Origin of the sequence: Pseudomonas sp. LPH60, assembly GCF_030718165.1 — a bacterium.
Taxonomy (GTDB): domain Bacteria; phylum Pseudomonadota; class Gammaproteobacteria; order Pseudomonadales; family Pseudomonadaceae; genus Aquipseudomonas; species Aquipseudomonas danubii.
The window spans coordinates 501,001-522,663 of the sequence record NZ_JAVAJH010000001.1; the positions used below are offsets into that span (position 1 = coordinate 501,001).

23 protein-coding genes, 1 tRNA gene and 2 pseudogenes are annotated in these 21,663 nt (G+C 58.2%); 19 read left to right on the plus strand and 7 right to left on the minus strand.

Annotated elements, in window-relative coordinates:
- Positions 1–32: 32 nt before the first annotated feature.
- Genes Q8O96_RS02400 through Q8O96_RS02425 form a run of 6 tightly spaced genes read left to right on the plus strand, consistent with a single transcriptional unit; the run spans position 33 to position 5,997 of the window.
- Positions 33–1,586, plus strand: a complete 1,554-nt coding sequence (locus Q8O96_RS02400) for a sugar ABC transporter ATP-binding protein (RefSeq protein WP_115581992.1) — start codon at positions 33–35, stop codon at positions 1,584–1,586.
- Positions 1,583–2,560 (plus strand): ABC transporter permease, encoded by a 978-nt coding sequence (locus Q8O96_RS02405; RefSeq protein ID WP_102863626.1) that lies wholly within the window; start codon positions 1,583–1,585, stop codon positions 2,558–2,560. Before Q8O96_RS02400 ends, Q8O96_RS02405 begins: the two co-directional genes overlap by 4 nt.
- Before the next feature lie 3 nt (positions 2,561–2,563).
- Complete coding sequence (locus Q8O96_RS02410; protein WP_305948279.1) at positions 2,564–3,583, plus strand: LacI family DNA-binding transcriptional regulator; 1,020 nt, start codon at positions 2,564–2,566, stop codon at positions 3,581–3,583.
- A 24-nt stretch (positions 3,584–3,607) separates the two neighbouring features.
- Positions 3,608–4,525: a ribokinase gene (gene rbsK / locus Q8O96_RS02415; RefSeq protein ID WP_305948280.1), complete on the plus strand. Its 918-nt coding sequence runs from the start codon at positions 3,608–3,610 to the stop codon at positions 4,523–4,525.
- Complete coding sequence (gene rbsD, locus Q8O96_RS02420; RefSeq protein WP_102863620.1) at positions 4,522–4,926, plus strand: D-ribose pyranase; 405 nt, start codon at positions 4,522–4,524, stop codon at positions 4,924–4,926. The genes rbsK and rbsD overlap by 4 nt, the downstream gene beginning before the upstream one ends.
- Positions 4,927–4,968: 42 nt before the next feature.
- The gene (locus Q8O96_RS02425; protein ID WP_102863619.1) at positions 4,969–5,997 is read left to right on the plus strand and encodes a nucleoside hydrolase; all 1,029 of its coding nucleotides are present in this window, start codon (positions 4,969–4,971) and stop codon (positions 5,995–5,997) included.
- A 33-nt stretch (positions 5,998–6,030) separates the two neighbouring features.
- Here Q8O96_RS02425 and Q8O96_RS02430 read toward each other — a convergent pair whose 3' ends face one another.
- Entirely contained in the window at positions 6,031–6,243 is a 213-nt protein-coding gene (locus Q8O96_RS02430; RefSeq protein WP_102882485.1) for a hypothetical protein, read from the minus strand.
- A gap of 164 nt (positions 6,244–6,407) precedes the next feature.
- Here Q8O96_RS02430 and Q8O96_RS02435 point away from each other — a divergent pair, with 164 nt between their 5' ends.
- Both Q8O96_RS02435 and Q8O96_RS02440 read left to right on the plus strand, forming a co-directional pair.
- The gene (locus tag Q8O96_RS02435) at positions 6,408–6,713 is read left to right on the plus strand and encodes a hypothetical protein (RefSeq protein ID WP_102863615.1); all 306 of its coding nucleotides are present in this window, start codon (positions 6,408–6,410) and stop codon (positions 6,711–6,713) included.
- Positions 6,714–6,875: 162 nt separating this feature from the next.
- Complete coding sequence (locus Q8O96_RS02440) at positions 6,876–7,187, plus strand: I78 family peptidase inhibitor (protein ID WP_102863613.1); 312 nt, start codon at positions 6,876–6,878, stop codon at positions 7,185–7,187.
- Positions 7,188–7,257: 70 nt separating this feature from the next.
- Here Q8O96_RS02440 and Q8O96_RS02445 read toward each other — a convergent pair whose 3' ends face one another.
- Positions 7,258–7,470, minus strand: coding sequence for a cold-shock protein (locus Q8O96_RS02445; protein ID WP_003179963.1), 213 nt, complete (start codon positions 7,468–7,470; stop codon positions 7,258–7,260).
- Between the two features lie 292 nt (positions 7,471–7,762).
- The gene (locus Q8O96_RS02450) at positions 7,763–8,062 is read right to left on the minus strand and encodes a hypothetical protein (protein WP_102863612.1); all 300 of its coding nucleotides are present in this window, start codon (positions 8,060–8,062) and stop codon (positions 7,763–7,765) included.
- Between the two features lie 386 nt (positions 8,063–8,448).
- Here Q8O96_RS02450 and thrS point away from each other — a divergent pair, with 386 nt between their 5' ends.
- The 9 genes from thrS to Q8O96_RS02495 all read left to right on the plus strand — a co-directional run bounded on the left by thrS (position 8,449) and on the right by Q8O96_RS02495 (position 15,913).
- A complete protein-coding gene (thrS, locus tag Q8O96_RS02455) occupies positions 8,449–10,371 on the plus strand; it encodes a threonine--tRNA ligase (protein ID WP_305948281.1) in 1,923 nt (640 codons plus the stop codon).
- Positions 10,371–10,922: a translation initiation factor IF-3 gene (gene infC / locus Q8O96_RS02460; RefSeq protein ID WP_169893379.1), complete on the plus strand. Its 552-nt coding sequence runs from the start codon at positions 10,371–10,373 to the stop codon at positions 10,920–10,922. The genes thrS and infC overlap by 1 nt, the downstream gene beginning before the upstream one ends.
- 60 nt (positions 10,923–10,982) lie before the next feature.
- Positions 10,983–11,177 carry a 50S ribosomal protein L35 gene (rpmI, locus tag Q8O96_RS02465; RefSeq protein WP_002553160.1) on the plus strand — a complete coding sequence of 65 codons (195 nt, stop codon included), beginning with the start codon at positions 10,983–10,985 and terminating at the stop codon, positions 11,175–11,177.
- Between the two features lie 30 nt (positions 11,178–11,207).
- A complete protein-coding gene (gene rplT, locus Q8O96_RS02470) occupies positions 11,208–11,564 on the plus strand; it encodes a 50S ribosomal protein L20 (RefSeq protein WP_016963673.1) in 357 nt (118 codons plus the stop codon).
- 110 nt (positions 11,565–11,674) lie between these two features.
- Entirely contained in the window at positions 11,675–12,691 is a 1,017-nt protein-coding gene (pheS, locus tag Q8O96_RS02475; RefSeq protein ID WP_011060419.1) for a phenylalanine--tRNA ligase subunit alpha, read from the plus strand.
- Positions 12,692–12,726: 35 nt separating this feature from the next.
- Positions 12,727–15,105, plus strand: a complete 2,379-nt coding sequence (pheT, locus tag Q8O96_RS02480) for a phenylalanine--tRNA ligase subunit beta (protein ID WP_305948282.1) — start codon at positions 12,727–12,729, stop codon at positions 15,103–15,105.
- Between the two features lie 3 nt (positions 15,106–15,108).
- Complete coding sequence (gene ihfA / locus Q8O96_RS02485) at positions 15,109–15,411, plus strand: integration host factor subunit alpha (protein ID WP_002553164.1); 303 nt, start codon at positions 15,109–15,111, stop codon at positions 15,409–15,411.
- On the plus strand, positions 15,392–15,748 hold the full coding sequence (locus Q8O96_RS02490) for a MerR family transcriptional regulator (RefSeq protein ID WP_007920509.1): 357 nt from the start codon (positions 15,392–15,394) through the stop codon (positions 15,746–15,748). The genes ihfA and Q8O96_RS02490 overlap by 20 nt, the downstream gene beginning before the upstream one ends.
- An 88-nt stretch (positions 15,749–15,836) precedes the next feature.
- A tRNA-Pro gene (locus Q8O96_RS02495) sits at positions 15,837–15,913 on the plus strand.
- 82 nt (positions 15,914–15,995) lie between these two features.
- Here Q8O96_RS02495 and Q8O96_RS02500 read toward each other — a convergent pair.
- Together Q8O96_RS02500 and chrA are read right to left on the minus strand one after the other, a co-directional pair.
- A pseudogene (locus Q8O96_RS02500) lies at positions 15,996–16,383 on the minus strand (site-specific integrase); the annotation flags it as partial.
- Between the two features lie 58 nt (positions 16,384–16,441).
- Positions 16,442–17,647 (minus strand): chromate efflux transporter, encoded by a 1,206-nt coding sequence (gene chrA / locus Q8O96_RS02505; protein WP_305948283.1) that lies wholly within the window; start codon positions 17,645–17,647, stop codon positions 16,442–16,444.
- 303 nt (positions 17,648–17,950) lie between these two features.
- Between chrA and Q8O96_RS02510 the strand changes: the two are divergent.
- Positions 17,951–18,082: pseudogene (locus tag Q8O96_RS02510) on the plus strand (CrcB family protein); the annotation flags it as partial.
- Positions 18,083–18,254: 172 nt separating this feature from the next.
- On the opposite strand, the gene Q8O96_RS02515 reads toward Q8O96_RS02510, so the two are convergent.
- Both Q8O96_RS02515 and Q8O96_RS02520 read right to left on the minus strand, forming a co-directional pair.
- Complete coding sequence (locus Q8O96_RS02515) at positions 18,255–19,157, minus strand: universal stress protein (RefSeq protein WP_305948284.1); 903 nt, start codon at positions 19,155–19,157, stop codon at positions 18,255–18,257.
- 227 nt (positions 19,158–19,384) lie between these two features.
- Positions 19,385–20,341: a LysR family transcriptional regulator gene (locus tag Q8O96_RS02520; RefSeq protein WP_305948285.1), complete on the minus strand. Its 957-nt coding sequence runs from the start codon at positions 20,339–20,341 to the stop codon at positions 19,385–19,387.
- A gap of 95 nt (positions 20,342–20,436) precedes the next feature.
- On the opposite strand from Q8O96_RS02520, the gene Q8O96_RS02525 reads away from it, so the two are divergent.
- Positions 20,437–21,663: an MFS transporter gene (locus Q8O96_RS02525; RefSeq protein WP_102863605.1), complete on the plus strand. Its 1,227-nt coding sequence runs from the start codon at positions 20,437–20,439 to the stop codon at positions 21,661–21,663.

Consider the following 21,663-nt stretch of genomic DNA (forward strand, 5'->3'; position numbering starts at 1 on the left):
GCCCGTTCGGGCGAGCGCATGGAGAGTTTCTTATGTCAGTTTCCGCTGCGAACGCTGTCCTCTCGGTCAGCGGTATCGGCAAGACCTATGCACAACCGGTATTGACCGGCATCGATCTGACGCTGATGCGCGGGGAGGTGCTGGCCCTGACCGGTGAGAACGGCGCCGGCAAGAGCACCTTGTCGAAGATCATCGGTGGTCTGGTCAGCCCCACCACCGGCCACATGCAGTTCAATGGCCAGGACTATCGTCCCGGTAGCCGGACCCAGGCGGAAGAGGCGGGGGTTCGCATGGTCATGCAGGAGCTCAACCTGCTGCCGACCCTGTCGGTGGCCGAGAACCTGTTTCTCGACAACCTGCCCAGCAGTGGTGGCTGGATCAGCCGCAAGCAATTGCGCAAGGCGGCGATCGAGGCCATGGCCCAGGTCGGCCTGGACGCCATCGATCCCGACACGCTGGTGGGTGAATTGGGCATCGGTCACCAGCAGATGGTGGAGATCGCCCGCAACCTGATCGGCGACTGTCATGTGCTGATTCTCGATGAGCCGACGGCCATGCTCACTTCCCGCGAGGTGGAGATGCTCTTCGAGCAGATCACCCGCCTGCAGGCTCGGGGTGTGTCCATCATCTATATCTCTCATCGCCTGGAAGAGTTGGCACGGGTGGCCCAGCGCATTGCTGTGTTGCGTGACGGTTGCCTGGTGTGTGTCGAGCCCATGGCCAACTACAACAGCGAACAGTTGGTGAACCTGATGGTGGGGCGCGAGCTGGGCGAACACATTGACCTGGGCGAGCGCAAGATCGGTGCGCCGGCGCTGACGGTCAGCAACCTCAGTCGCTCGGACAAGGTTTGTGATGTGTCCTTCGAGGTGCGCAGTGGCGAGATCTTCGGCATCTCCGGCCTGATCGGGGCAGGGCGTACCGAGTTGCTGCGGCTGATCTTTGGTGCCGACGTCGCCGACAGCGGCAGCATTGCCCTGGGCACGCCGGCCCGTCCGGTGACCATTCGCTCCCCGGTGGATGCGGTGGCCAACGGCATTGCGTTGATCACTGAGGATCGCAAGGGCGAAGGGCTGCTGCTGACCCAGTCCATCAGCGCCAATATCGCCCTGGGCAACATGCCGGCTATCTCCAGTGGCGGCCTGGTCAATGGCCAGGACGAAGAGCAACTGGCCCGGCGGCAGATCGATGCCATGCGCATTCGCAGTTCCAGTCCGGCGCAATTGGTGTCCGAATTGTCCGGCGGCAACCAGCAGAAAGTGGTGATCGGTCGTTGGCTGGAGCGCGACTGCTCGGTGTTGCTGTTCGACGAGCCCACTCGCGGTATCGATGTCGGCGCCAAGTTCGATATCTATGGCTTGCTGGGAGAGTTGACCCGTCAGGGCAAGGCCCTGGTGGTGGTGTCCAGCGACCTGCGCGAGTTGATGTTGATCTGTGATCGCATCGGCGTGCTCTCCGCCGGGCGTCTGATCGACACCTTCGAGCGTGACAGCTGGACCCAGGACGAATTGCTTGCCGCCGCCTTTGCCGGCTATCAAAAACGAGATGCGTTGCTCAGCGAAGCGACGCCTAGGAATGCATCATGAAAACTGCACCTGCAAGCGGCAAGCGAGGCGGCCATTACTACGGCCTCGGCACCTACCTGGGTCTGGCGGGGGCGTTGTTGGGGATGATCGTCCTGTTCTCCCTGCTCAGCAGCCACTTCCTTTCCTATGACACCTTCAGCACCCTGGCCAACCAGATTCCCGACCTGATGGTGCTGGCGGTGGGTATGACCTTCGTCCTGATCATCGGTGGCATCGATCTGTCCGTGGGATCGGTGCTGGCCCTGGCGGCCTCGACAGTCAGCGTGGCGATTCTCGGCTGGGGCTGGAGCGTGGTACCTGCGGCATTGCTGGGCATGGCCTGTGCAGCGCTGGCGGGAACCATCACCGGCTCGATCACTGTGGCCTGGCGTATCCCGTCGTTCATTGTGTCCCTGGGGGTGCTGGAAATGGCCCGGGGCGTTGCCTATCAGATGACCGGCTCGCGCACGGCTTATATCGGTGATGCCTTCGCCTGGTTGTCGAATCCGATTGCCTTTGGCATTTCGCCGTCGTTTATCATTGCCCTGCTGATTATCTTCCTGGCCCAGGCGGTGCTGACGCGCACCGTGTTCGGCCGCTACCTGATCGGCATCGGTACCAACGAAGAGGCGGTGCGTCTGGCGGGGATCAATCCCAAACCCTACAAGATCCTGGTGTTCAGCCTGATGGGGTTGTTGGCGGGCATTGCAGCGCTGTTTCAAATTTCTCGCCTGGAAGCGGCAGACCCGAATGCGGGCTCCGGTCTGGAGTTGCAGGTCATCGCTGCGGTGGTGATTGGCGGCACCAGCCTGATGGGCGGACGCGGTTCGGTGATCAGTACCTTCTTCGGCGTCTTGATTATTTCCGTGCTGGCTGCAGGCCTGGCGCAAATCGGCGCATCAGAACCGACCAAGCGCATCATCACCGGCGCGGTCATTGTGATTGCCGTGGTGCTGGACACCTATCGCAGCCAGCGCGCCAATCGGCGGGTTTGATTCATGGCAACAATCAAGGATGTGGCAGCGCTGGCGGGGATTTCCTACACCACGGTGTCCCATGTACTGAACAAGACGCGGCCGGTCAGTGAAGAGGTGCGGGTCAAGGTCGAGGCGGCGATCAAGCGCCTCGACTATGTACCCAGTGCGGTGGCCCGTTCACTCAAGGCCAAGACCACCGCGACCATCGGCCTACTGGTGCCCAACAGTCTCAACCCCTACTTCGCCGAACTGGCACGAGGGATTGAGGACTACTGCGAGCGCAACGGTTACTGCGTGATCCTCTGCAACTCCGACGATAACCCAGACAAGCAGCGCAACTATCTGCGTGTGCTTCTGGAAAAGCGCATCGACGGGCTGATTGTGACATCCGCTGGTGGCGACAGTGGTCTGGCCCAGGGCCTGGCCGGGGTGCGCACGCCGATGGTGATTGTCGACCGTGGGCTGGAAGGGGTGGACGCCGATCTGGTGCGTATCGACCACCATTACGGTGCCTACCTGGCGACCCGGCACCTTCTGGAGCTGGGGCACCGGGACATCGCCTGTATCGGCGGGCCGGCCAACACCAGCGTGGCGCAGATGCGTCTGGCGGGGTTTCGCCAGGCGTTGCAGGAAGCCGGTGTCGAGGTGTCAGCAGGGCGCATCCTGGAAAGTGACTTCAGCAGCACTGGTGGTTATCGGGCTGCGGCGCAGTTGCTTGAGAGTCGCCCGCCAAGCGCCATTTTCGCCGCTAACGACATGATGGGCATCGGTGTGTTGCGGGCCGCGGCGGAGCGCAATATCCGTGTGCCCAGTGAGCTCTCGGTGATCGGCTTCGACGACATTCTCATGAGCCGTTATGTCTACCCGGCGCTGACCACGGTGGGTCAGTCGATCCTGCAACTGGGGGAGACCGCGGCAGAGTTGCTGCTGCGCCGGATCGCTGCGCGGGAGTTGCCGGTCGACCAGCGCATCGTTACGCCGAATATTGTCTTGCGGGAATCGACAGCGCCGCTCAGTAGCGCATTTGCCGAGTACCGCTGAATCCAAATGATTGAGTATCGATGTATGCCAGCAAAAGTAGTGGTAGTGGGAAGCCTCAATATGGATCTGGTGACCCGGGCCGAGCGCTTGCCGCGAGGAGGCGAGACGCTGATTGGCAAATCCTTTGCGACGGTGTCCGGTGGCAAGGGAGCCAATCAGGCAGTGGCGGCCGCCAGGCTGGGGGCGCAGGTGTCGATGGTCGGCTGTGTTGGCGATGATGCCTATGGCGAGCAATTGCGCAGTGCCTTGCTCGCCGAGCAGATCGATTGCCAGGCGGTGAGCGCGGTAGAGGGCTCCAGCGGCGTGGCCCTGATCGTGGTGGATGACAGTAGCCAGAATGCAATTGTCATCGTCGCCGGTGGCAACGGCCTGCTCAGCCCCGAGAAGGTTGCGGGGTTTGATCGGGTGTTGCAGGAGGCCGACGTGATCATCTGTCAGTTGGAAGTGCCCCTGGCAACGGTGGGGTACACCCTCAAGCGCGGGCGTGAGCTGGGCAAGACGGTGATTCTCAATCCGGCGCCGGCCAGCGGCCCGCTGCCGGAGCAGTGGTACGGCTCGATCGACTACCTGATTCCCAATGAAAGCGAGGCGTCCTCCCTCAGTGGTGTGGCGGTGGACTCGCTGGAGAGCGCCGAAGCTGCGGCCGGTCGCTTGATCGCCGCCGGTGCCGGCAAGGTCATCATCACCCTGGGGGCACAAGGTTCGCTGTTTGCCAATGGCCGCAGTTTCGAGCATTTTCCGGCACCCAAGGTCAAGGCCATCGACACCACGGCCGCGGGGGATACCTTCGTCGGTGGTTTTGCCGCCGCCCTGGCTGCCGGCAAGAGCGAGGCCGAGGCGATCCGCTTTGGTCAGGTCGCTGCGGCGCTTTCGGTGACGCGCGCCGGGGCACAACCTTCCATTCCCACACTGTCCGACGTACAGGCCTTTGTCCCTTCATGAAAAAGACACCTTTGCTCAATATTGCCCTGTCACGCTTGATTGCCTCTTTGGGCCACGGCGACATCGTGGTGATCGGTGATGCCGGTCTGCCGGTGCCTCCTGGCGTCGAATTGATCGATCTGGCCCTGACCCACGGCGTGCCCGATTTTCTCGGCACGCTCAAGGTGCTGCTCAGCGAGATGCAGGTGGAGAGTCACGTGCTGGCCGAGGAAATTCTGCTCAAGCGGCCGCAGCCTTTACTGGGGCTGGACGTGCTTAACCTCAGTGGCGAGCTCGGGGCGCGCAGACTGATGAGTCACGAAGATTTCAAGGTGCTCAGTCGCCAGGCTCGTGCAGTGATTCGCACGGGAGAGTGCCAGCCGTATTGCAACATCGCCCTGGTTGCCGGGGTGACCTTCTAGGCCGCTGTCCGGCTTTTCCTTACCTTGCACAAGGAGTGCGCCATGCACCGCTATGCTCTGCTGTTTCAACACTGGTTCCGGAGTCTGCTGCTCTTGTCTCTACTCACTGCTACCGGCGCTCAGGCGGCGGAAAAAATCGATCTGATCATCGACACCGACCCGGGGGCCGACGATGTGGTGGCTCTGTTGTTCGCCCTGGCATCGCCCGAGGAGCTGCATATTCGTGCCTTGACCACGGTGGCGGGCAACGTACGCTTGGACAAGACCTCGCGCAATGCGCGCCTGGCCCGTGAGTGGGCTGGTCGCGATGAAGTACCGGTCTACGCCGGGGCGCCAAAACCGCTGCTGCGCACGCCGATCTATGCCGAGAATATTCACGGCAAGGAAGGCATTTCCGGGGTGACTGTGCATGAGCCCAAGGCGCCGCTGGCCAAGGGCAATGCGGTCAACTATCTGATCGATACATTGCGGGCGGCCAAGCCCCACAGCATCACCATTGCCATGTTGGGGCCGCAAACCAACCTGGCACTGGCATTGATCCAGGCGCCGGATATTACCCAGGGCATCAAGGAAGTGGTGGTCATGGGGGGCGCGCACTTCAATGGCGGCAATATCACCCCGGTGGCAGAGTTCAACCTGTTCGCCGATCCTCAAGCGGCCGAAGTGGTGCTCAAGAGTGGCGTCAAGCTGACCTACCTGCCACTGGACGTCACCCACAAGGTGCTGACCAGCGAGGCGCGACTGCAGAAGATCGCCGCCTTGAACAACAATGCCAGCAAGGTGGTTGGGGATATCCTCAATGAGTACGTCAAGGGCGACATGGAGCACTACGGTATTCCCGGCGGCCCGGTGCATGATGCGACGGTGATCGCCTATCTGCTCAAGCCTGAGCTGTTCAGCGGGCGTCAGGCCAACATGGTTGTCGACAGTCGTGAAGGGCCGACGTTCGGCCAGACCATCGTCGACTGGTACGACGGCCTGAAGCAGGAAAAGAACGTGTTCTGGGTTGAGAACGGTGATGCTCAGGGCTTTTTCGACTTGCTCACCGAGCGTCTGGCTCGCCTCAAGTAAGCAGCGCCCCCGCAGGCTCCTGCCTGCGGGGTTCTATTCCCGTTCCGGGTCCTGTGCGCCTGGGTGATCAGCAGGGTACTTCTCGAAAACCTGCTCAATGAACGCCCAGGCGGATTGGGTTCCCAGCTCCTTGACCAGCAGGTCTATGCCAATGATCGCCAACTCTTCCGGGCTCCCTGGGCTGTAGGAGCACTGGCCCTGGGGCCATTTGGCTTTGATGTCGGCGTCGATACTCACGGTGGCCATGAAAGTCTCACGAATTCGGATAAGGCGGGCGCCAGGGCCGGGCCTGGGCGGGTGTTTGCTGCGTCGCAGAGTTAACCATGTTGCCGGGCGTTTGGCACTCCGACTTAGGCATCAAGCGGGGGCTATGCGACACTGGCGCTTTTCCTGCGCTCAAGGAAGCTTCTGTGCAAATCGATTTGAATCAGCCTGATGCCCTGACCCTGGAGGCGGTGCGCCAGCTTCTGGCTTCGGCCAGTGACAACGTGCATACCCAGTTGCGTGTCACCAGGACCGGGATTGCCTACATCTCTTCGGGAGTGGTGGGAGGTGTCGACATCGAGGGTTTGTTGTTTCGCCTGGAAACCTGGGCCGCCGGATCCGGCTATGTCGGTAACGTGGCGGCCAGTGATGAGGTTTGGGTAATGCAGATCTTCAATGCACTCAAGCAGAACTGGCCGAAACCGGCGTTCGACTACATCGATATCTATTGAGTACTGTTCATATTCAGTGACGATTGTCCTGTGAAAGTGTCGCGATGCCTCAGGCAGACTTACTCGCTGTCCGTGACATAGGGCAAAAGGCCATTTTGTTTTGAAACCAAAAGCCAAATCGGCTGTCGCACGATCTCTGCTTAATTTTGAAAAGGAGGCTTCATGCCTTGGAAGCTCGCTTCATTCGGAACCTTGTTGGCCGCTGTTGTCCTCAGTGGATGCAGCACCACCGGGTCGACAAAGGAACCTGTGGCCTCTGAATCCGGGCACACGCGTTGTGAAGCAACAGCTGCCGAATTTGCCGTCGGCAAGAAGGCTTCTCCCGAACTGCTGGAGCAGGCCCGTACTCGCGCAGGAGCGCAATATGCGCGTTTCCTCAAGCCTAATGACATGATTACTCTGGAGTACCGCTCCGACCGCCTGAACCTCAATACCGATGCCGGCCTGGTGGTTACTCGGGTTAACTGTGGTTGAGGGTTAGGCTTTTTGCCCGCGCATAAAAAACCCCGTCACATGGACGGGGTTTTTTTAGCTCGCTGAAAACTTACTCAGGGCGAACTTGTGCAGCTTGCATACCCTTTTGGCCTTTCTCAGCCACGAAGGAAACGGTTTGGCCTTCTTTCAGGCTTTTGAAACCGTCGCTTTCAATAGCTTTGAAGTGTACGAACAGGTCGTCACCGCCACCTTGAGGAGTGATGAAGCCGAAGCCTTTTTCATCGTTGAACCATTTTACGGTGCCGGTTTGGCGATTAGACATGGTGTATCTCCAAGAAACATATATTTTCAGTAGTGCTGTGCTGCTCAGGCCAACTGGGCACACCGAGCTATCATAGTCGAAATGTTCGGCTTGGGAGCCCCCTGTAGGTGCTCTTTGCCCGGTGTGTCCGTGTATTTTGCCGTTCGATTTGCCTGTAGGCCCCGGTTTAAGGGGCTTTCGCGGAAAACAAACGGTGATAAAAAAACCCGTAAAAGCTGCGTAAATTGTGAAAAAAAACGCGTTTTAGGCCTGCTGACATGCCTTGGTACAGCCTGTTTCGAGCGGTGGTTGGTTATTTGACCACTCGGCAAGCAGCGATGGCGTCCAGGGCTCGGGTTCTCAGTTCTGCACTAGGTTGCTTGGATTTACTCATCAGCTCCTTGATTTCATCGGTGGTGAATTTTTCATTCAGCTTGTCTGCACCGCAGGCGCAATGTTTCTCGGCGCTTTTGGCGTCGATGCTTTGGCTGGCTGCTGCAGTGCAATCCTTCATATAGTCGGCACGAGCTCCGGCAGGCCATGCAGCCTGTGCGCTCAAGGGCAGGAGCAGGGCGAGTGGGGCGGCAAGGGTAAGCAATTGGGTAAGGCGCATGAGTCGAGTTCTCCTGAGGTCGATAGCAAGGACGACGATTCTCTTGGTATTTGAGGTTCGGCGTACATCGCAAGTTCACTTTCTTCAATAAAAGACCGGAAAGTATCTTTTGGGAAACTTGCTGCGCGGTGCTTGCGATTTATCTGTGCTAGCATGCCCGGCTTGGGTGTTTTCAAGCTTTGGGTGTTGCACTTCTCCCTCGCGGTCTATGCCTCATTAATTTTGATTTGAACCCCAGTCACTCTGGTTCGGTTTCCCGGTTGGCCGCAAGGCTCTTGCCACTGTGAGGCAGGCGTTTGTTACAGAACGGCCGGACTGAATCGCGTACTGGCTCATCCCAACCCACGTGACCTTTGGTAGGGGTCACCACTAGGAGAGGAGGCGCCATGCCCACCATTACTCTTCCCGACGGCAGTCAACGTTCATTCGATCATGCGGTATCCGTAGCCGAGGTCGCTGCATCTATTGGCGCAGGTTTGGCCAAGGCCACCCTGGCCGGCAAGGTCAATGGCAAGCTGGTCGACGCCTGCGATGTGATCGACAGCGACGCAACCCTGCAAATCATCACGCCAAAGGACGAAGAGGGGCTTGAGATCATTCGCCACTCTTGCGCTCACTTGGTAGGGCATGCGGTCAAGCAGTTGTATCCGACCGCCAAGATGGTCATCGGTCCGGTCATCGATGAAGGCTTCTATTACGACATCGCTTACGAACGGCCTTTCACTCCTGAGGACATGGCTGCCATCGAGCAGCGCATGCAGCAGTTGATCGAGAAAGACTACGACGTGATCAAGAAGGTTACGCCGCGAGCCGAAGTCATCGAAGTGTTCAAATCCCGCGGCGAAGACTACAAGTTGCGCCTGGTGGAGGACATGCCGAATGAACAGACAATGGGCCTCTACTATCACGAAGAATATGTCGACATGTGCCGCGGTCCGCACGTGCCTAACACGCGCTTCCTGAAGTCGTTCAAATTGACCAAGTTGTCTGGTGCCTACTGGCGCGGCGACGCCAAAAACGAGCAATTGCAGCGGGTTTACGGTACTGCGTGGGCGGATAAGAAGCAGCTCGCTGCCTATATCCAGCGTATCGAAGAGGCCGAAAAGCGCGACCATCGTAAGATTGGCAAGCGTTTGGGGCTGTTCCATACCCAGGAAGAAGCGCCGGGCATGGTGTTCTGGCACCCCAATGGTTGGACTTTGTACCAGGTGCTCGAGCAGTACATGCGCAAGGTGCAGCGTGAAAACGGCTATCTGGAGATCAAGACTCCCCAAGTGGTCGATCGCAGCCTTTGGGAAAAGTCCGGGCACTGGGCCAACTATTCCGAGAACATGTTCACCACCGAATCGGAAAGCCGCGACTACGCGATCAAACCCATGAACTGCCCGTGCCACGTGCAGGTGTTCAATCAGGGTCTGAAGAGCTACCGCGAGCTGCCGATGCGCTTGGCCGAATTCGGTGCTTGCCACCGTAACGAGCCTTCGGGAGCGTTGCACGGCATCATGCGTGTGCGCGGTTTTACCCAGGACGATGCTCACATCTTCTGTACTGAAGATCAGATGCAGGCCGAGTCCGCTGCGTTCATCAAGCTGACTATGGATGTCTATGCCGACTTCGGCTTCAAGGACATCGAGATGAAACTTTCCACTCGTCCTGAAAAGCGCGTGGGTTCCGATGAGTTGTGGGATCGTGCGGAAAATGCGCTAGCTGCGGCTTTGGATAGTGCCGGGTTGCCGTATGATCTGCAGCCGGGCGAGGGCGCGTTCTATGGTCCGAAGATCGAGTTCTCGTTGAAAGACTGCCTGGGGCGTGTATGGCAGTGTGGTACCTTGCAGCTGGATTTCAACCTGCCGATCCGCCTGGGTGCTGAATACGTATCCGAAGACAACAGCCGTAAGCATCCGGTGATGCTGCACCGGGCGATTCTCGGCTCCTTCGAGCGTTTTGTCGGGATTCTGATCGAGCATTACGAGGGCGCGTTCCCTGCGTGGCTAGCTCCGACTCAGGCCGTGGTGATGAATATCACTGATAAACAGGCAGATTTTGCCCTTGAAGTAGAAAAAACACTCAATCAAAGCGGATTTCGTGCCAAGTCCGACTTGAGAAATGAAAAGATCGGCTTTAAAATCCGCGAGCATACTTTGCTCAAGGTTCCCTATCTCTTGGTTATTGGAGATCGGGAGGTCGAGATGCAGACTGTCGCTGTGCGTACCCGTGAAGGTGAAGACCTGGGCTCGATGCCTGTGGACCAATTCTCGGCGTTCCTCGCACAAGCGGTTTCCCGGCGTGGTCGCCAAGATTCGGAGTAATTATTATTAAGCGTGATATGAGACAAGATAAACGAGCTGCACCGAAAGCCCCGATCAACGAGAATATCTCGGCACGCGAGGTTCGGTTAATTGGCGCTGACGGCGAGCAGATTGGCATCGTCTCGATTGATGAAGCGCTTCGTATAGCTGAAGAAGCCAAGCTGGATTTGGTGGAGATTTCCGCCGACGCAGTCCCACCTGTTTGCCGGGTGATGGATTACGGCAAATCGATCTTCGAAAAGAAGAAGCAGATTGCTGCTGCGAAGAAGAACCAGAAGCAGATTCAGGTTAAAGAAATCAAGTTTCGTCCAGGGACGGAGGAAGGGGATTACCAGGTAAAACTGCGCAACCTGGTACGTTTCCTGAGTGACGGGGACAGGGCCAAGGTATCCTTGCGATTCCGCGGCCGTGAGATGGCCCACCAGGAGCTGGGGATGGAACTCCTCAAGCGGGTTGAAGCTGACCTGCAAGAGTACGGTTCGGTCGAACAGCATCCTAAGATGGAAGGACGCCAGCTGATCATGGTCATCGCCCCGAAAAAGAAGAAGTAATCAACAGGGCACGGCAGGCCTTCTGATTATGTTTATCAACTGAATGCGGAGTATCCGAACATGCCAAAGATGAAAACCAAAAGTGGTGCTGCTAAGCGGTTTCTGAAAACTGCTAACGGTATCAAGCACAAGCACGCTTTCAAGAGCCACATCCTGACCAAAATGTCGACCAAGCGTAAGCGTCAACTGCGCGGTAGCAGCTTGCTGCATCCGTCTGACGTGGCAAAAGTCGAGCGCATGCTGCGCCTTCGTTAATTTTTGGATCAAGAATAGAGGAAGTAACTCATGGCTCGTGTAAAGCGTGGCGTCATTGCCCGTAAACGTCACAAAAAAATTCTGAAACTTGCTAAAGGCTACTACGGCGCTCGCTCGCGCGTATTCCGTGTTGCCAAGCAAGCGGTAATCAAGGCAGGCCAATACGCCTACCGTGACCGTCGTCAGAAAAAACGTCAGTTCCGCGCTCTGTGGATCGCTCGTATCAACGCTGGTGCTCGTACTAACGGTCTGTCTTACAGCCGTCTGATCGCTGGCCTGAAAAAGGCGTCCATCGAGATCGACCGTAAGGTTCTGGCTGATCTGGCAGTGAACGAAAAAGCGGCGTTTGCTGCGATTGTCGAGAAAGCTAAAGCCACCTTGGCTTAAGTACCCCCGACAGTCATCCGGGCTCACCTTTCGTGGGCTCTGGTGTTAAACGTCATAAATAGGGGAAGAGCCTTCAAGCTCTTCCCCTATTTTGTATCTGGAGTCTGTACATGGAAAACCTGGATGCGCTGGTTTCTCAAGCACTTGAGGCCGTGCAACACGCTGAAGACATCAATGCCCTGGAGCAGATCCGGGTTCACTTCCTTGGCAAGAAGGGCGAGCTGACTCAGGTGATGAAGACCCTGGGCAATCTCCCTGCCGAAGAGCGCCCGCAAGTCGGTGCGCTGATCAACGTGGCCAAGGAGCGTGTGACAGAGGTTCTCAATGCGCGTAAAGCCGCTTTCGAGGAGGCGGAACTCAGCGCCAAGCTCGCCGCCGAATGCATTGACGTAACCCTGCCGGGCCGTGGCCAGACCTCTGGCGGTCTGCACCCGATTACGCGGACCCTGGAACGTATCGAGCAATTCTTTACCCACATTGGCTACGGCATCGCCGAAGGCCCTGAGGTTGAAGACGACTATCACAACTTCGAGGCGCTCAACATCCCTGGCCATCACCCGGCCCGGTCGATGCATGACACCTTCTATTTCAATGCGAACATGTTGTTGCGCACCCACACCTCGCCGGTACAGGTCCGCACCATGGAATCGCAGCAGCCGCCGATTCGCATCGTCTGCCCAGGCCGTGTGTATCGTAGCGACTCCGATATCACTCACTCGCCGATGTTCCATCAGGTCGAAGGCCTGCTGGTCGACCGCGATATCAACTTCGCCGACCTGAAAGGCACCATTGAAGAGTTCTTGCGGGTGTTCTTTGAAAAAGAACTGGCCGTACGTTTCCGTCCTTCCTACTTCCCGTTCACCGAGCCTTCCGCTGAAGTTGATATGGAATGCGTGATGTGCAGCGGTAAAGGCTGCCGTGTCTGCAAGCAGACTGGCTGGCTGGAGGTGATGGGTTGCGGCATGGTTCACCCGAACGTGCTGCGTATGTCCGGGATCGACCCGGAAGAGTTCCAGGGCTTTGCCTTCGGCATGGGCGCCGAGCGCTTGGCCATGCTGCGTTACGGTGTCAATGACTTGCGCCTGTTCTTCGACAACGACTTGCGGTTCCTTGCGCAATTTCGCTAGTCGCGCGTCCGTAACGAATCTATTAGGAGAGCAGGATGAAATTCAGTGAACAATGGCTGCGTGGCTGGGTTAGCCCGCAAGTAAGTCGCGACGAGTTGGTTGCTCGTCTGTCGATGGCCGGTCTTGAGGTTGATAGCGTAACGCCAGCCGCCGGAGATTTCAGTGGGGTAGTGGTGGGTGAGGTGTTGAGCACCGAGCAGCACCCGGATGCCGACAAGCTGCGTGTGTGCCAGGTCAGCAATGGCGCGGAAACCTTCCAGGTGGTCTGCGGCGCACCCAACGTGCGTCCAGGCTTGAAGATCCCATTCGCGATGATTGGCGCCGAGCTGCCGGGCGATTTCAAGATCAAGAAAGCCAAGCTGCGTGGCGTTGAATCCAACGGCATGCTGTGTTCCCAAGCCGAACTGCAGATTGGCGAAGGCAGCGATGGTCTGATGGAGCTGCCGGCCGATGCTCCGGTGGGGGAGGACGTTCGCGTCTATCTGAACCTGGACGATGCCAGTATTGAGGTCGATCTGACTCCAAACCGTGGTGACTGCCTGTCGCTTGCCGGTCTGGCCCGTGAGGTCGGTGCGCTCTATGCCGCTAAAGTGCAGCGCCCTGAAGTGAAAGTGGTTGCCGCAGTGCACGACGAAGTACGCCCTGTGGAAGTACTGGCTCCGACGGCCTGCCCGCGCTATCTGGGTCGGGTTATTCGCAATGTCGATTTGTCCAAGCCGACCCCTCTGTGGATGGTTGAACGCTTGCGTCGCGCCGACGTGCGCAGTATCGATGCGGCGGTGGATATCACCAACTATGTGATGCTCGAATTGGGCCAACCGCTGCATGCTTTCGATCTCGCCGAAATCAACGGCGGCATTCGGGTGCGCATGGCAGAAGAGGGCGAGAAACTGGTGCTGCTCGACGGCCAGGAAGTTACCCTGCGTAGCGATACCCTGGTGATTGCTGACCACACCCGTGCTCTGGCAATCGCTGGCGTTATGGGCGGTGAGCACAGTGGCGTTACCGCAAACACCCGCGATGTGTTTTTGGAAAGCGCTTTCTTCGACCAGATTTCGGTTGCTGGCAAAGCCCGTTCCTATGGCCTGCATACCGATGCTTCTCATCGCTATGAGCGTGGTGTGGACTGGCAGTTGGCTCGCGAGGCCATGGAGCGTGCAACTGGCTTATTGCTGGAGATCACTGGCGGCGAAGCTGGTCCGATCATCGAAGCTGTCAGCGAGCAGCACTTGCCATCTGTTGCACCTGTGACGCTGCGCGCTGAGCGCATCACCCAGATGCTGGGCATGCAAATCGACGGTCCCGAGGTCGAGCGTCTGCTCACGGCGTTGGGCCTGACAGTCACTGCTGATGGTGCAGACCAGTGGCGCGTTGAAGTGCCAAGCCACCGTTTCGATATCAGCCTTGAAGTCGACTTGATCGAAGAGTTGGCGCGTCTCTACGGCTACAACCGTTTGCCGGTTCGTTATCCGCAGGCTCGTCTGGCTCCTCAGGCTAAGGCGGAAGCGCAAGGTGATCTGCCTGCCCTGCGGCGTCTGCTGGTAGCCCGTGGTTATCAGGAAGCAATCACTTACAGCTTCATCGATCCGAAATTGTTTGAGCAGTTCAATCCAGGTGTTGAACCGCTGCTATTGGCCAACCCGATTTCGGCTGACATGGCGGCCATGCGCTGCTCTTTGTGGCCTGGCCTGGTCAAGGCACTTCAGCACAACCTGAACCGTCAGCAAGATCGCGTCCGCATGTTTGAAAGCGGCTTGCGCTTTATCGGTCAACTGGAAGGCTTGAAGCAGCAGCCAATGTTGGCCGGCGTCGTTTGCGGCAGTCGCTTGCCTGAAGGTTGGGCGCAAGGTCGCGACGGTGTCGACTTCTTTGACGTCAAGGCAGATGTCGAGGCAGTGCTGGGCCTTGCTGGCGCACTGGATGAATTCACTTTTGCTCCGGGCAAGCATCCTGCGCTGCATCCTGGTCAGACTGCACGTATCGAGCGTGATGGTCGTGAGGTCGGTTATCTGGGGGCTATTCACCCGGAACTGGCAAAAAACCTCGGCCTGGATCGTCCGGTTTACGTGTTTGAGCTGGTTCTGGGCGAGGTGGCTCAAGGTCGTCTTCCGAAGTTCCACGAGCTTTCGCGTTTCCCAGAAGTACGCCGTGACCTGGCATTGCTGGCGGATCGTGACGTAGCGGCGAGCGCAGTACTGGACGTAATTCGTGAAAATGCAGGCGAATGGCTGACAGACCTCAGGCTCTTTGACGTCTATCAGGGTAAAGGCATTGATCCGCATAGAAAAAGCCTTGCCGTCGGCTTGACCTGGCAGCATCCATCGCGCACTCTTAATGACGATGAGGTGAACTCCACGACACAAAACATCCTCACCTCGCTCGAACAAAGGTTGAACGCCACGTTAAGGAAGTGACGTATGGGGGCTCTGACGAAAGCTGAAATGGCCGAACGTCTCTACGAAGAGCTAGGCCTGAATAAACGCGAGGCCAAGGAATTGGTCGAGCTTTTCTTTGAAGAAATCAGGCACGCTCTCGAAGATAACGAACAGGTCAAATTGTCCGGTTTCGGTAACTTCGACCTTCGGGATAAACGCCAGCGTCCTGGCCGCAACCCGAAAACGGGTGAAGAAATCCCGATCACGGCTCGCCGTGTGGTCACCTTTCGTCCAGGGCAGAAGTTGAAGGCCCGAGTTGAGGCTTATGCTGGAACCAAGTCATAACGACGAGCTCCCGGTCATCCCGGGTAAGCGCTACTTCACCATTGGTGAAGTCAGCGAGCTCTGTGCGGTAAAACCGCATGTGCTGCGTTATTGGGAGCAAGAGTTTCCTCAACTCAACCCCGTCAAACGCCGCGGAAATCGCCGGTATTATCAGCGCCAGGACGTGTTGATGATCCGGCAGATCCGCGCGTTGCTTTATGATCAGGGGTTTACCATCGGTGGAGCGCGCTTGCGCCTTTCCGGTGATGAGGCCAAAGACGACACCACCCAATACAAGCAACTGATCCGTCAGATGATCTCTGAGCTTGAAGATGTGCTTGTGGTGCTCAAGAAGTAATTCATCGTATTAAATACTTCCACTTTTCAAAAGCTTGCGGTATATTCCTCAACGTTTCCTGAGAAGTGAAACAGGTTTCACGCCTAGTCGGGGCGTAGCGCAGTCCGGTAGCGCACTAGCATGGGGTGCTAGGGGTCGAGTGTTCGAATCACTCCGTCCCGACCATATTTTTCAATGACTTAGCCGCTTTCGAGCGGTTTTGTTGTTTCTGCCATAGTGACTTTCCAAGTGACCCTGGCCTTTTTCTTCAGGCCTCCCCCCTTTTCAAAATCGTCAGCGCTGGTGCATGCGAGTCAGTTGCTGATACGTTGTTTGCCGCCTCAATGAGCTGATCCAGTTCTGCTGCCGAGCAGTGCTTTTCGATCCTCCTAAGTCACGCCCGCGGCACGTCGCCTTCCCCCCAAGGTGTCGCGAATGCGGATTCTGACAAAGCCATCATGCGTCGGCCGCAGGAACTTCTCCTGCCACTTTCTCGCCGCCCTGACCCTGGCCTGCTTCCAGGCTGAGTCATTCATGTGGTGGAACGTCGTTTCATTCCCCACGCTATCAGGCTTGCCAAGCGGGAACGCGTAGAGCGGTTGCTTTCCCCGCGGCTTCTCGATTACCGACCTGGCCAACTCTCCGCCCATGGCAAGGACGCTATAGAAGGGCATTCCAACCGGACGAGAAAGCCCTACGGAGTTTGAAAGACTGTCAAAGCATGGCACTCAGCAACCATCCGGCTACACCACCACCGATCACCACCAACCAGGGCGGTTGCTTCCAAAACATCAGAGCGACCAGGCACACCAATGCCAAACCGAAGTCCTGTGGCTTAAGGATCGCGCTCGTCCATACAGGCTGATAAAGCGCCGCTAGAAGCAAACCAACCACCGCCGCATTGATCCCAAGCAACGCTGCTTGGATATGTACGCTGCGCCGCAGTTGTTCCCAAAACGGTAACGTACCAACGATCAATAGAAACGACGGCAGAAAAATGGCTAGCAAACAAATGACCCCGCCGACCCAGCCAGAGGGTTCGACGCTCATCGAAGCGCCTAGAAATGCCGAGAAGGTCAAAAGCGGGCCAGGAACAGCCTGCGTTGCACCATACCCGGCAAGAAAGATTTCATTGCTGACCCAGCCTGAAGGCACTACTTCGGCCTGCAACAATGGCAACACCACATGACCACCACCAAACACCAGAGACCCGGAGCGATAAAACGCATCTACCATGGAGAGCGTCTGGTTGAGTAGCATCTGGCTCATTATCGGTAAGCCGACCAGCAAAGCGAAGAACAGTGATAACCAGAACAAACCTGCTCGGTAACCGACCTTTATAGGCAGTGGATCATGTTCGGCGGCGTGAGCGGGTTTGAATAAAAGCAAGCCGGCAAAAGCCGCGACAACAATTGAGCCGATCTGCCCCCATGCAGACGGAACCAACAGCACCACACACGTCGTAATCGCCATGATCGTGATACGCAACGCATCAGGGCATAGATTCCGTGCCATTCCCCATACGGCTTGAGCGACCACCGCAACGGCCACGACTTTCAGGCCGTGCAGTACGCCAGGCGCAATGATGTCGCCATGGTTGGAAATACCTAACGCAAACAGGATCAGAAGGATGGCCGAGGGCAGCGTGAAACCTGCCCAGGCGGCCAGCGCCCCAGAGTAGCCCGAACGAGAGAGTCCCAGCGCCATACCAACCTGACTACTCGCGGGGCCGGGCAAGAACTGGCAAAGTGCGACCAGGTCAGCATAGCTACGCTCAGTCAGCCATTGCCGGCGCGTGACGAACTCATCGCGGAAATACCCCAAGTGTGCGATGGGGCCGCCAAATGAGGTCAGTCCCAAGCGCAAAAAGATGAGGAATATAAAAAACGGTCGACGGTCACCTTTGCTGTTTATGTTCATGCACATGTTTTCTGCATTGAATTAGACATTCATGACGATGAGGAAAAGAGGGCTGCAAACGGGTCTGCGTCTACGAAAGCTGGGGGCGGAAAAAAGGTCGTGAATCTTCATGTCGTGGTTTTCCTTGCGATTTGCGCCGCGTAGACCAGAGCGCGGTAGAGATACACCTCGAATCTGGGCGCCACCATAGTGTTCGATTGAGGTGCCAAAACTCACTAAGCCAGTTCATACGAACTCGTTGTACCTTGAAAGTCTGACAGTGGCTGCCATGGCATGAAAACAGGAGAGGGTATTCCTCCTTTCATCACGGGCTTCTGTGGCGGACTGACCACCTTTTCCACATTTTCCGCCGAGACAGCTGCCGTGATTCAGGAGGGCAAATGGCTGTGTTCACTCGGCTCGGTTTCATTGCACGCCGCAGGGCTTCTGTCCTAGCAAATGATCGGTACGCGCTGAGGAAATGAAAATGGAAGGTTTTCTGGTGATTTTCTTTACCCCACAGAAGCGTCGTTATCACAGACCCCCCAAGGGGCAGCGCAAGTCCGCAGCTTGGGTCAAAAACCACATCAGCACTAACAGCCGGCTGCGATAGTGGCGGTTTTTCCGTTCATTGATCCGCTTCTCCCGTGATGGCCAGAACGCTGCACGGCACCTGATGCAGAACATGCTCGGTAGTACTGCCAATAAGCTTGTCCACCCCTTTGTGCTGGGTATTTCCCATTACGAAGACATCTGCTCGAGTATGAGTGGCAAATTCGGCCATCGCTTTGGTTGGCGGCCCTGCAATGAAGTGTTGCCGCTCAGGTGGCACGCCATGGCGTTCCGCCAAGGCAATGAAGCACTTTTCAAGTGACCGGCGCACGTCGTCGCTGAAGCCTGGCATCGTCACGGCGCCGGCACCCGCATCAGAGAAATGTGTGTGTGTCAGTTCATAGGCATACAGCATGTGCAATTCAGCCTCACATTGCGTCGCCAGTTCGTTCGCCGCCTGAATGATGCTGTCGTTGATTCCGCTGATCTGACCCTCTGGATGCGATGGGTCAACCGCCGCCACAATCATCCGAGGAAGCGGACACCTGACTTCACTGACCAGATGTAAGGGGGTCGGACATTGACGCAACAACTGCCAATCCAAAGGTGTGACGAATACGCGTTTGAGCGCTGGTTCATGATGTACGTCCTTGATAATCAGGTCCGGCTGCATTTCAGCCACATGCTCAAGGATTGCTTGCAGCGGGTCACGGGTCACTGCAACTTCGGTGGTCACGTTGATGCCCTGCCTGCGCATGAGTTCGGCCTCATCCGTCAACCACTGCAGGTTCTCCTGCCGGCAACTCTCACGAAGTTGTTCGCTGTTGCTCATTAACCGCATAAGGTCGAAGTCTTCGATGAACACTGCGATATGCAGCGCGGCGCCCGTAGCGTCGGCCAGGGCGATTGCCCGCTCCATCGCCGGCGAGTGACGCATGGTGGGACCTGCGATCAGAAAGAGTCGTTGATATTGCCTCATGTGACACCTCCAGCGTTTCGGGTTATCCGCTAGCGCCCCCAGCACCCTCGCTTGTCCCACCATTGGCGACCTTTTGTCGCCTCAACTACCTGGATCGACACTATCAATATACGCCTGCATCAGCGGCTGGCCAGTTGCCAAGACTGTCGAAGTGTCTAGCAGACCTTTGCACGTGCATGGCTACAGCAGAGAGTTGGTGGGCAGCGACGTCAATGGCAACGATCTGCTCATCGTTGGAGGTGGGGCAGAGGCCCGGGTGGCATGCCGCTAGCGCCCACAGATTGCGGTTGCGCCTGGAGCAATTCGTCGAGCACCCCCATGAAGGCGTCCACCAGTAGGCTGCGCCCTTGCTTGCGGGTCAGTACCAGCAGTTGCGCCGTGGCGCCGGGGTCCGTCAGCGGTCGGTAGGTCACGCCTTTTTTGGCCAGGGTCTGGGTACAGCGAGGCACTAGGGCAATGCCCCGGCCGGCGGCGACCAGGGCGATGATCGAGGTGATCTGCCGGCCGCTGGGGCCCGGTCGCAGGGGCAGGCCGTTGCGCCGGTAGAGTTGTTCGATCGCCTCGTTGAGCCCCGAGCCGTAGTCCGCCGGAAACAGGATCAACGGGTGTTCGCTGAGCTCGGCCAGGGTCACCTGATCCTGGGCGGCCAGGGGGCTGTCGCTGGAGATGGCCGCCACCAGGGGTTCGTCCCCCAGGGACAGGGCCTGGATTTCGCTCTGCTCGCTGGGTGGCTGCATCCGGCTCATGCCGATATCGATTCGCCCGTCGACGATCTGTGACCACTGGCTGACCGACGCGCCCTCGACTAGGGTCAGTTGCACGTCCGGGTAGCGCTGGGCGAAGGCCTGGATCGCCTGGCTGAACAGGTCCGACAGGGCGATCGAGCTGGCGTAGCCCAGGGCCAGTTGCCCGGCGCTGCCCTTGGCCAGCTTGCTGGCCATGACCTGGGTCAGGTCCACCTGTTCCAGCACGGCCCGGGCGTAAGGCAAAAAGTGCCGGCCCTGGGCGGTGAGGGAGACGGTGCGACTGGTGCGGTCGAACAGGCGAAACCCCAGTTCGGCTTCCAGTGCCGAAATCTGCCGGGTCAGCGGCGGTTGCGCGAGGTGCAGGCGCAGGGCGGCACGGCCAAAGTGCAGCTCCTCGGCGACGGTCAGAAAGTAACGCAACTTGCGTAGATCGAGCATCCTGTTCCCTGGGTATTGATCGGTCGTAAATCGGTATTGGTCTTGGGGTCGCGGGGTATTTTATAAAGGCCTTTCGTCATAAAACGAGAGGTTTCATGAATCCGCGCCAGCATTGTGCTCGCATCGCCCTGTTTTTGTGCGGTTGTGCGGCCTTTCTCAACCTGTATGCAACCCAGGGCATTCTTCAGGAGCTCGCCCAGAGCTTTCAGGTGAGTATCAGGGACGCGGGCTGGAGCATCACCGTGACCACCCTGGCGGTGGCCATCACCGCACCTTTTGTCAGCCGTTTCACCGGCCGTTTCCAGCAGCGCTCGGTCATGGTCCTGGCGTCCCTGCTGTTGGCGCTGCCGGCGCTGCTGGCGGCCTGTGCCGGCAGCTTTGCCCAGTTGCTGTTCTGGCGTTTTATCGAAGGCATGCTGATCCCGGTGGTGTTCGCCACCAGCGTGGCCTACATCGGCGATCGCTGGAGCGGCGGCACCGTCACCGAAGTCACCAGTCTCTACGTGGCCGGCACCGTGCTGGGCGGTTTCGCCGGACGTTTCGTCACCGGCTTCATGACCGAGTACGTCGGCTGGCGCGAGGCCTTCGCGCTATTGGCCGGCCTGAGTCTGCTGATCGGCGTGGCCATCCATTTCCTGCTGCCGGCCAATGCGCCCGTGGTCAGCAGCCGTGCACAGAACCGCATGCGGGATCTGCGCGAGCTGTGCAGCCGGCCCTTGCTGGCGGCCTATGGCGTGGGTTTCTGCGTGCTGTTCTCCCAGGTGGCCACCTTCACTTACGCCGGGCTCTACCTCAGCCTGCCGCCCTTCGACCTGGGCGCCGCGGCCCTGGGGGCCATCTACAGCGTATTCCTGCTGGCACTGGTGGTGATTCCCATCGCCGGCCGCCTGAGCAAGTCCCGGCCCCAGGCCGAGTTGCTCAAGGTCGCGGCCCTGCTCGGGGTCGGCGGCTCGGCCCTGACCCTGCTGCCTTCGCTGTGGCTGATCGTGCTGGGCCTGGCCTTGAGTTCCACCGGGGTGTTCATGGCGCAGGCCGCCGCCAACTCCTTCACCACCGCCACCGCCCGCCACAACAAGGCCGGGGCGGTGGGGCTGTACCTGACGTTCTACTACTTGGGCGGCAGTTTCGGCGCTGTGGTCCCGGCACTGCTCTGGAGCCATTGGGGCTGGCAGGGCTGTGTGGCGCTGATCGTGGTTTTCCAACTGCTGTCGCTGCTGATTGCCTGGGGCGGCTGGAAGCCCCTCGAACCCGAAGCACCGGTCGCCGATCCCAGGCCGGTGAACCCCCTAGATGCATCATCCAACAAGGAATACGTGAGGTGA